The sequence below is a fragment of the Sphingobium sp. 22B genome, assembly GCF_001580035.1.
GTDB classification, from domain to species: domain Bacteria; phylum Pseudomonadota; class Alphaproteobacteria; order Sphingomonadales; family Sphingomonadaceae; genus Sphingobium; species Sphingobium fuliginis.
Genome location: NZ_LTAB01000036.1, coordinates 34,460 through 44,422, shown reverse-complemented (window position 1 = coordinate 44,422; position 9,963 = coordinate 34,460). Strand labels below are relative to the sequence as shown.

Annotated in this window: 10 protein-coding genes and 1 pseudogene; 1 reads left to right on the top strand and 10 read right to left on the bottom strand. The window is 63.0% G+C overall.

Annotated features, from left to right (window positions below; all coding sequences use genetic code 11):
• The 6 genes and pseudogenes from A0J57_RS25585 to rpsD form a co-directional block, all read right to left on the bottom strand.
• Positions 1-211 (bottom strand): annotated as a pseudogene (locus A0J57_RS25585) (transposase); the annotation flags it as partial.
• Between the two features lie 289 nt (positions 212-500).
• Positions 501-1,349, bottom strand: coding sequence for an N-carbamoylputrescine amidase (aguB, locus tag A0J57_RS22155; RefSeq protein WP_044662074.1), 849 nt, complete (start codon positions 1,347-1,349; stop codon positions 501-503).
• 10 nt (positions 1,350-1,359) lie between these two features.
• Complete coding sequence (locus A0J57_RS22150; protein ID WP_082718815.1) at positions 1,360-1,704, bottom strand: DUF3147 family protein; 345 nt, start codon at positions 1,702-1,704, stop codon at positions 1,360-1,362.
• A gap of 9 nt (positions 1,705-1,713) precedes the next feature.
• Positions 1,714-2,697, bottom strand: coding sequence for an agmatine deiminase family protein (locus A0J57_RS22145; protein ID WP_061940327.1), 984 nt, complete (start codon positions 2,695-2,697; stop codon positions 1,714-1,716).
• A 905-nt stretch (positions 2,698-3,602) separates the two neighbouring features.
• Positions 3,603-5,249 carry a M28 family metallopeptidase gene (locus A0J57_RS22135; protein WP_061938253.1) on the bottom strand — a complete coding sequence of 549 codons (1,647 nt, stop codon included), beginning with the start codon at positions 5,247-5,249 and terminating at the stop codon, positions 3,603-3,605.
• Positions 5,250-5,384: 135 nt separating this feature from the next.
• Positions 5,385-5,999 carry a 30S ribosomal protein S4 gene (gene rpsD / locus A0J57_RS22130; RefSeq protein WP_025549841.1) on the bottom strand — a complete coding sequence of 205 codons (615 nt, stop codon included), beginning with the start codon at positions 5,997-5,999 and terminating at the stop codon, positions 5,385-5,387.
• A gap of 182 nt (positions 6,000-6,181) precedes the next feature.
• On the opposite strand from rpsD, the gene A0J57_RS22125 reads away from it, so the two are divergent.
• Complete coding sequence (locus tag A0J57_RS22125) at positions 6,182-6,478, top strand: chorismate mutase (protein WP_025549840.1); 297 nt, start codon at positions 6,182-6,184, stop codon at positions 6,476-6,478.
• A 44-nt stretch (positions 6,479-6,522) separates the two neighbouring features.
• On the opposite strand, the gene A0J57_RS22120 is transcribed toward A0J57_RS22125, so the two are convergent.
• The 4 genes from A0J57_RS22120 to rpiB form a co-directional block, all read right to left on the bottom strand.
• Entirely contained in the window at positions 6,523-7,578 is a 1,056-nt protein-coding gene (locus A0J57_RS22120) for a TrmH family RNA methyltransferase (protein WP_076605815.1), read from the bottom strand.
• An 81-nt stretch (positions 7,579-7,659) separates the two neighbouring features.
• A complete protein-coding gene (gene nrdR / locus A0J57_RS22115; RefSeq protein ID WP_013040447.1) occupies positions 7,660-8,121 on the bottom strand; it encodes a transcriptional regulator NrdR in 462 nt (153 codons plus the stop codon).
• Positions 8,122-8,127: 6 nt separating this feature from the next.
• Positions 8,128-9,447 (bottom strand): serine hydroxymethyltransferase, encoded by a 1,320-nt coding sequence (gene glyA, locus A0J57_RS22110; RefSeq protein ID WP_061938256.1) that lies wholly within the window; start codon positions 9,445-9,447, stop codon positions 8,128-8,130.
• A 12-nt stretch (positions 9,448-9,459) separates the two neighbouring features.
• Entirely contained in the window at positions 9,460-9,897 is a 438-nt protein-coding gene (gene rpiB, locus A0J57_RS22105) for a ribose 5-phosphate isomerase B (RefSeq protein ID WP_025549838.1), read from the bottom strand.
• Positions 9,898-9,963: the final 66 nt, after the last annotated feature.

The following is a 9,963-nucleotide window of genomic DNA, read 5'->3' as shown; positions in this document are numbered from 1 at the left end:
GCGGGCGCCATGTCGTTTTGCTGTCCGGGGCCGAGGATGAAGCGGATCGGCAAGCCCAAGGCATCGACTACGGCATGSATCTTGGTGCCGAACCCGCCTCGCGAKCGYCCGAGAGCCTGGGCTTGAGCGCCCCCCTTTTTACCCGTGCCCCAGCCGCCTGGGCCTGGGCRCGGATCACSGTCGCATCGATCGCCAGCCATTCGATGTCCGCAGCACTTCGCCTTCCACGCCAGCCTCCAAAAGCCAGCCTTGAAGCACAAATCCAAACCGTCGTGAATCCCTAAAATGTCACTACGACCTAGAGCGTTTTTCCAAGCAGATGGAATCATCTGCTGACTCGGAAAACGCGACAAAACAAAAACTTAGAGCAGTCGAGCCGATGCAATCGGATCGGAATCTGCTCTANTTTCCAAGCAGATGGAATCATCTGCTGACTCGGAAAACGCGACAAAACAAAAACTTAGAGCAGTCGAGCCGATGCAATCGGATCGGAATCTGCTCTAGATGTCCTGCGCGATCCGTGCATAAAGCTCCGGCCGCCGGTCGCGGAAGAAGCCCATACCCGCCCGGTGCATCCTCGCCTGATCCAAATCCAGCGTCGCCACCAGCGCGCCATTGTCCTTGCCGTCGGCCTCAGCGGCGAAATCGCCCCACTCATCGGTGATGAAGCTGTGGCCGTAGAATTTCTGGCCGTCCTCCTCGCCGATGCGGTTGGCGGCGATCACGGGCATGCAGTTGCTGACGGCATGGCCGATCATCGCCCGGCGCCACATGCGGCTGGTGTCGAGGTCCGCGTCATAGGGCTCGGACCCGATGGCGGTCGGATAGAAGAGCATCTCCGCGCCCATCAGCGCCATCACCCGCGCCGTTTCCGGATACCATTGGTCCCAGCATATGCCGACGCCGATGGTGCCATATTTCGTCTTCCACACCTTGAACCCGCTATTGCCGGGGCGGAAATAATATTTCTCCTCATATCCCGGCCCATCGGGAATGTGGCTCTTGCGATAGACGCCCATGATCTCGCCCTCATCGTCGATCATGGCGAGCGAGTTGTAATGATGATGGCCGTCGCGCTCGAAGAAGCTGGTCGGGATATAGACGCCCTCGGCCTTCGCCACCTTGCGCATTTCCTGCACGGCGGGATGCTCGTCCAGGGGCAGGGCGTTGGCGAAGAGTTCCTCCTCCTCGACCTTGCAGAAATAGGGGCCCTCGAACAGCTCGGGCGGCAGGACGATCTTCGCGCCGCGCGCCGCCGCCTTCACCACATGGCCGGCGACCATTTCGATATTGTCCGCCCGATCGTCGGAAAAGGCGAGCTGGAGCGCGGCGACGGTAACTTTGGTCATCGATAACACCCTAAAGACGAATGCCCATGCGGGCGGCAATGGCGACGGTGACGAGATAGAGCAGGATCGTGACCGCGCAACCCGCGATCAGCGCCGGCGCGAAGGAAACCCCACGGCGCAACAATATGGGGATCAGCAGGAACATGGGCAGGGAGGGGATGACATAATAGAATGTCGCCTCCGCGTGGCGCGCCATGTTCTCCGCATCCGGCCTGTCATTCCACAGCCAGATCATTCCCAGCACCGAAATCAGCGGCAATGACGCGATCAGCGCGCCCAGCCCCGGATACCGCCGCGACACCACCGACACGATGGCGATGATGATCCCGGAGATCAGCGCCCGCAACGCCAGCATCGCGCTCATTCAGGCGGACGGCATCTGCTGGCTGCAACAATGGAAGCTGCCGCCGCCAGACAGGATCGCGTCGCTGCGCAGCCCGACGATCTCCCGGCCGGGGAAGAAGGGCTTGAGCGCATCCAGAGCCGCCTGATCATTGGGCTGGCCATAGACGGGCACGATGACGGCGGCATTCCCGATGGCAAAATTCATGTAGCTCGCCGGAATGACCTCTCCATTCACGACCACGCGGCCGGGGGAGGGGACGGACGCGACCTCGACCCCGAACGCCCTGGCCCGCTCCCGCGCGTCGGCATAGACGGCCGCATTGGGATCATCGTCCGTGCTCGCCTCCGGCAGCGCCAGAACGCCCGGCGCCACGAAGCGGGCCAGATTGTCGACATGCCCGTCCGTATGATCGTTGAGCAGGCCATCGCCCAGCCACAACATGTCGGAAAGCCCCAGCGATCCAGCCAGCAATGTTTCGATCTTCCCCCGGTCCAGTTCGGGGTTGCGATTGGGATTGAGCAGGCATTGCTCCGTCGTCACGAACAGGCCGGTGCCGTCGGTGTCGACCGCTCCCCCTTCGAACACCCAGTTCTGGGTCGATGTCGGCAGTCCGGTCGTCGCCGCCAACCGCGCGCCTATGTCCTCGTCGCCCGGCATCCGATATTTGCCGCCCCAGCCGTTGAAGCCGAAATCCACCAGCGCCCTTTCCCTGCCCCGCATCACCGCGATCGGCGCCGTATCGCGCAGCCAGACATCGCCCAGCTTCTGCACGAGGATGGTGACTCCCGGCGCCACCAGCGCCCGGGCGACGTCCGCATCGCCCTCGCTGGCGCAGACCAGCCGCACCTCCTCGCCCTTGCCGCCGGCATGCAGCGCGCTCGCGAACTGCGCGATCTGCCGCCGCGCATCTTCGAACGCGCCGGGCCACTCCTCGGCAGCGGTCGGAAAGCCGATCCATGTCCACTCGTGCGGCGCCCATTCGGCGGGCATACGGAAAGTCATGGGCTTGGCTCCTGATCGAGGGGTGTCCTCAGCGCCCTCTACAGGATCGGGTTGCGCATTCCAGAGGCATTATGACGGTTGATCGATTTGGCTGGATTGCGGACATTCCCCCTCCCGCAAGCGGGAGGGGGTTAGGGGGTGGGCTGGCGCGGCATCTGCGCTGTTTTGCAACGGCTAAGTCAGAAGCTCGCTACGCTCGCGCCCACCCCTAACCCCTCGGGTTAGGGGGTGGGCTGGCGCGGCATCTGCGCTGTTTTGCAACGGCTAAGTCAGAAGCTCGCTACGCTCGCGCCCACCCCTAACCCCTCCCGTTTACGGAAGGGGAATGTCCTGAATTGGCCAATTTCAACCGAAGCACTATAGGCGGTGGATCAAAGTCAAAGTCGAGCGCCAAACTGGAAATAATACACCCGCTAGAAAAATCATGCAGCCCGCGAGCATCAAGCGTGCAGTGATCAGGCCGGGACCATCGCTCACGCTTACTGCCAAGATGGAATAGTAAGCGGTGACGCCGCCCCCGGCGAATAGTAGAAGACCGCACATCAACGACACCGTTGGGAACCGGTCTATCAGGCTCGAAACTTTTATCATCGGTAAACTGTGTCGGCTTTTGAGCTATAGGGCAAGCCGTTTGAGCGGCAATTGATGGTCGCCTCCACCCCAAGACGATCAAACGGGACACCTCACGCGGTGCGTGTCCAATCGGCAACAAGTGATTCCAAAAGCATCCTATTTCTTGATGAAGGCAATTCGGGTCTGTCCTATTCCGCGCCGCCCGGCCTATCTCCGCACCGCTCTTTGAAACGTCCTGCCAATCGCTTCGCCACGCCTACGCGCGCGCAGGCACGCGCGCGCATATGGTGTGAACTTCGGCGCAGGATTTTGCCCGAAATGGCGGAAACCCGTCATTTTATCGCCCGGCTCCTGTCGCGGATCGCCCGGAACTCGTCGCCCGGCATCCAATTGGGCCAGTCGGTCGTGTTCGCCAGCGCGCGCCCCACATCATAATAGATCTTCAGGTCCGCCTTCACTCCACTCCAGTCCCATTTGGGATCATATTCATCCTTGGGGCCGTGATAGCGATGCTCTTCATAGTCCTTGGCCGCCTTTGCGCCCGCGGCGGGCCCGCCCTTCACCAGATCCTGCCCCCCTTCGAAATAGAGCATCGGCACGCCATGCTTGGCGAAGCTGAAATGGTCTGAGCGGTAGTAAAAGCCTTTCTCCGGCGTCGGCTCCAGGCTGGCGACCCGCTTCTGCGCCGCCAGCGCGCGGTCGAGATAGGCGTCAAGCTGCGACTTACCCTTGCCGATCACCACGACATTCTTCGCAGGGCCCGCCATGCTGAGTGCGTCCATGTTGACGCCGCCCACGGTCCGGCTGAGCGGAAAGACGGGATGGTTGCCATAATAGGCCGATCCCAGCAGGCCCGACTCCTCCGCCGTCACCGCGAGAAAGACCTGGCTGCGATCCGTCGCCCCAGCTTTCACATTCGCCTCCGCCAGCGCGACCAGCGCCGCCGTTCCCGTGGCATTGTCGATCGCGCCGTTGCAGATGTCGTCGCCGTCTGGGGCCGCCTCGCAATGGCCCAGATGGTCCCAATGCGCGGCATAAAGCACATATTCGTCAGGCCGCGTCCTGCCGGGAAGGAGGGCGACGACATTCTTCGAACTATGCCTGCGAATGGCGTTGTCGAAGGAGACGCTGGCCTTCACGCCCTTCAGCGGGACCGCCTTGAACCCGCGCTTCTTCGCCGCCGCCGTCAGCGCGTCGAGATTGAGGCCCGCGCTCGCCACCAGCGCCGCGGCCTTGTCCTTCTGCATCCAGCCGATGGCCGCCGACTGGTCCGCATTGCCATTGGCGCTGTCCGCGACATGTTGCGCGCCGGTCCAGCTCGACTGCACGACGTTCCAGCCATAGGCGGCCGGCACCGTGTCGTGCACGATGATCGCCGCCGCCGCGCCCTGCCGCGCCGCTTCCTCGAACTTGTAGGTCCAGCGGCCATAATAGGTCATTGCCCGCCCGTTGAACGGGCCGCGGAGCGTGGGCGTCTGGTAATCCGGATCGTTCACCAGGATGAGGACCGTCTTGCCCTTCACATCGACGCCGGCATAGTCGTTCCACTTCTTCTCCGGCGCGTGGATGCCATAGCCGACAAAGACGACCGGACTGTCCTTCACCTCGATATGCGGCTGGCCGGTGCGGTAGGTGGCGATCACCATCTCAGGACCGTAACTGGCCGAAACCGCCGTCTTGCCGCCGGTGAAGCGGAGCGGCGACACATTCTTCGCGTCGATCTCGACCAGCGGCACGTCCTGGAACCAGCTTCCCTTGTTGCCGGGCTTCAGCCCCAGCGCCTCGAAGCGCTGCACCAGATAGGCAAGGGTCTTCTCCTCCCCCGCCGTTCCGGGCGCGCGTCCTTCATAGGCGTCCGAGGAAATCTCCTTCACGACCTCCTTCATCGTATCGATCGAAGGACCGCCGTCGGTCGAAGCGGCAATCGCCGCGCCCCCGCTGGCAAGGGCGATGAGAGAGGTCAGGAAAAGCACGCGCATGGCAAGGCCTTTGAAAAGACTGCGAATGCTCCGTTGATGCCAGTTGGCCGGGCGTCAAACAAGCCGAGCGGACAAACAAAAAAGGCGGCCCCGAGGGACCGCCTTCCTGAATGTCTCGCCGGAAGCGAAACCGGATCAGCGCGAATAGAATTCGACGACCAGATTGGGTTCCATCTTCACCGGATAGGGCACTTCGTCCAGCGTCGGCACGCGGACATAGGTGACCTTGGCAGCGCCGTCCGCGACGACATAGTCGGGAATGTCGCGCTCGGGCAGGCCCTGAGCCTCCAGGACGAGCGCCATTTCCTGTGCCTTCTTGCCCAGCGTGATCTCATCGCCCGGCTTCACCAGACGCGACGCGATGTTGCACTTCACGCCGTTCACATAGATGTGGCCATGCGACACGAGCTGACGGGCCGACCAGATGGTCGGAGCGAACTTGGCGCGATAGACGACGGCGTCAAGGCGGCGCTCCAGCAGGCCGATCAGGTTCTGGCCGGTGTCGCCCTTCAGACGGGCGGCTTCGATATAGGCCTTCTTGAACTGCTTTTCGGTGACGTCGCCATAATAGCCCTTCAGCTTCTGCTTGGCGCGGAGCTGAATGCCATAGTCGGACATCTTGCCCTTGCGGCGCTGGCCATGCTGGCCGGGGCCATATTCACGCTTGTTGACCGGGCTCTTCGGGCGGCCCCAGATGTTCTCGCCCATGCGGCGGTCGAGTTTGTACTTGGCGCTTGAACGCTTCGACATGATATATTCCTAAGACAATTGCTTATAACGTTGTCCCCGGTATCGCCTGCGATCCATATTTCAGGGGCAGGGCTACCGCTTCACCGGGATGCGGAGCCAATCGCGAAGCGGCGCCTATGACGAAGGGCGCGGGGCATGTCAACCCTCGACAGGCCGGTGTTCCCGGCTTAGGTGAGCGGGCCATGAACCCCGAAAGCTACACGACCATGGCTGAAGTCCGCGCAGGCGTGGACGAACTCGACCGCCAGCTTGTCGCCCTTCTCGCCCAGCGTTTCGCCCATATGCGCGCCGCCGCCCGCATCAAGCCGGAGCGTGGCGCGGTCCGTGACGAAACGCGCAAGGCGGAAGTCATTGCAAATGCACGCGCCGAAGCGGAACGGCTGGGCCTGCCCGGGGAGGCGATCGCGAAGCTGTGGGATCAGTTGGTCGAAGCCTCGATCGCGTATGAGATGACTGAGTTCGATCGACGAAACGCTTGATGTGACCTGCGCCTGCCTTGGCAGGAACGGGCTGCGCCCAGCCTTCAGCGCGACCGTGGATTGCCCAATGCGGACAACACTCCGCGCAAAGTCCGCACCTCCAGATGGTTCCAGCCCGGCTTGGTCAGCAGGTTCCGCAAGGTCCGCCTGGTTGCGGGCGCACGGTCCGGCGGGAAGAAATAGCCTGCGCCTTCCAGCAGATTCTCGAACTGCGCGATCATTCCTTCCAGTTCCGACTGCGGCGCCGGTTCGCCCAGATCGACCACCGTCGGCTGCTCCAGGGAGGACTGCTTCGACCATTCATAGGCGCACAGGATCACCGCCTGCGCCAGATTGAGCGATCCGAATTCCGGATTGATCGGCACCGTCAGGATTTTCCGCGCCAGCGCCACATCCTCTGTCTCCAGTCCCGACCGCTCCGGCCCGAACACATAGGCGGAGCGCCCGGCAACGGCGTGGACCTCCCGCGCCGCCTCTTCGGGCGTCACCACCGGCTTGGTCACGCCGCGCTTGCGCACGGTCGTCGCATAGACATGCGCGCAATCGGCCACGGCGTCGGCCAGCGATTCGAACACTTCCGCCTTGTCCAACACCACATCGGCGCCGGCCGCAGACGGCCCGGCATCCGGATTGGGCCAGCCGTCGCGGGGCGACACCAGCCGCATCTCGGTCAGGCCGAAATTCAGCATGGCCCGCGCCGCCTTGCCGATATTCTCGCCAAGTTGCGGGCGGACGAGCACGATAACGGGCGTGAGGGGCGTAATTTTTTCCATGTTACCGTTCGTCCTGAGTAGGGGCTGAGCTTGTCGAAGCCCCGTATCGAAGGACTTGCGCGCGAGCAGACTGATCATGTCCCAGTCGCCAGCGATCAGCGCTTCCTTTTTCTTCCGCGACCAGCCTTTGACCTGCTGCTCAGCGGACAGTGCTTCTTCGCGAGTTCCGAAATCCTGTTGCCAGACCAGAGACACTGGCCGTCGGTTTTGCGTATATCCTGCAATTTCGCCAGCTTGATGCTGAGCGATGCGGCTTTCCAGATTATCCGTGTGCCCCAGATAATAGCTGCCGTCCGAACAGCGCAGCATATAGGCGTGGAATGTCATGGCAAGGTCCTTCGATACGCCATTTCGACAGGCTCAATGGCTACTCAGGACGAACGGAGGTTGAGGGAGGCATGAGAGCCCTCAATCACTCCCGACCTCCTTCACCGTGGAGGCGAAATCCTCGAAATCCCGAGCATCGGTGAAGTCCTTGTACACGCTGGCGAAGCGGATATAGGCAACGCTGTCGAGGCGTTTCAGCCCCTCCATCACCATTTCCCCAATCGCCCGCGCTGGAACTTCGCCGTCGCCTGACGTCTCCAACTGCCGCTGGATGCCGGAGATCAGCTTCTCCAGCCGACTGGGATCGATCGGTCGCTTCCGGCAGGCGATGCCGATGGAGCGCGCCAGCTTGTCCCGGTCGAAGGCTTCCTTGCGCCCCTCGCTCTTCACCACCCAGATGTCGCGGAGCTGTATCCGTTCGAAGGTGGTGAAGCGCGCGCCGCAGGCTTCGCACTGACGCCGGCGGCGGATGGCGGCGCCATCCTCCGTCGGGCGGCTGTCCTTCACCTGGCTGTCGTCATGGGCGCAGAAGGGGCAACGCAAGGGCGCTTACCCTTCGTAGATCGGGAAACGGGCGCAGAGGGCGGAGACGCGGTCGCGCACATCGGCTTCCACGGCTGCGTCGCCATGCTCGCCATGATCGCGCAGCCCCTCCAGAACATCCGCGATCATGTCGCCAATGGCCTCGAACTCCGCAACGCCGAACCCGCGCGTCGTTCCCGCAGGGGAACCAACCCGAATACCGCTGGTCTTGGTCGGCGGCAGCGGATCGCCCGGCACGCCATTCTTGTTGCAGGTGATGAAGCTGCGTTCCAGCGCCTCGTCCGCATCCTTGCCCGAAATGCCGTAGGGACGCAGGTCGATCAGGGCGAGATGCGTGTCGGTGCCGCCGGAAACCACCGCAAGGCCGCGCTGCTCCAGCTTCGAAGCCAGCGCCTTTGCATTGGTGACGATCGCCTGCGCATAGGTCCTGAATTCAGGACGCAGCGCCTCGCCGAAGGCAACCGCCTTCGCCGCGATCACATGCATCAGCGGCCCGCCCTGAAGGCCGGGGAACACCGCCGAATTGATCTTCTTCGCAATGGCCTCGTCATCGGTCAGGATCATGCCGCCCCGCGGACCGCGCAGGGTCTTGTGCGTGGTGGTGGTCACGACATGGGCATGGCCAAAGGGCGTCGGATGCGCCCCGCCAGCCACCAGCCCGGCAAAATGCGCCATGTCCACCATCAGCAGCGCGCCGACCTTGTCCGCGATCGCGCGGAAGCGGGCGAAGTCGAGGTGGCGGGGATAGGCCGAACCGCCTGCGATGATCAGCGTGGGCTTTGCTTCGATCGCCTGCGCCTCCAGCGCGTCATAATCGATGAGGTGCGTATCCTCGCGCACGCCATATTGCACGGCATTATACCATTTGCCCGACAGCGCGGGCTTCGCGCCATGGGTCAGGTGACCGCCGGCGTCGAGCGACAGGCCCATGATGGTGTCGCCCGGCTTGGTCAGCGCCAGCATCACCGCGCCGTTCGCCTGCGCGCCCGAATGGGGCTGCACATTGACGAAGCCGCAGTTGAAGATTTCCTTCGCGCGGTCGATGGCCAGCTGCTCGACCTCGTCCGACGGGGCGCAGCCCTGATAATAGCGCTTGCCGGGATAGCCTTCGGCATATTTGTTGGTGAAGACCGAACCCTGCGCCTCCAGCACCGCCCTGGATACGATATTTTCCGAAGCGATCAGCTCGATCTGGTTCTGCTCGCGCTTCAATTCCCTGGTGACGCCTGCAAACACCGCCGGATCGGCATCGGCCAGGCTGCGCGTGAAATAGCCTTCGGAGCGGATGTCCGACAGGTCGGGCTGGGTGAGGGTAGCGGTGCTCATAGGGCAGGCTCCTTAAAGCGCGGGATGGGAGAGCTTTTCAACGCGGCCGGCATGGCGGCCACCGCCGAAATCGGTGGAAAGGAAGGCGGAGACGCAGGCCTTGGCCATGTCGACGCCGGTCAGGCGCGCCCCCATGGCGAGGACATTGGCATCATTATGCTCGCGGCTGAGCGCGGCCGACAACGGCTCCGACACCAGAGCGCAGCGGCAGGCGGGGTTGCGGTTCACGGCGATGGAAATGCCGATGCCCGATCCGCAGAGCGCAATGCCACGTTCGGCGGCGCCGGACGCCACCGCCTTCGCCAGCTTGTAACCGAAATCGGGATAATCCACGCGGTCGGCAGTCGCTGGACCCAGATCGTCGACCTCATGCCCTTCGCCGCGCAGCCAGTCGGCAAGTTCCGCCTTCAAATCGACGGCGGCATGGTCGGAAGCGATGGCGATTTTCACGATAAGGTTGTCCACTCACGCAAAAGGTGATTCGTTCCCGCGCCTCATAGGGGCAGCGCCGCGATA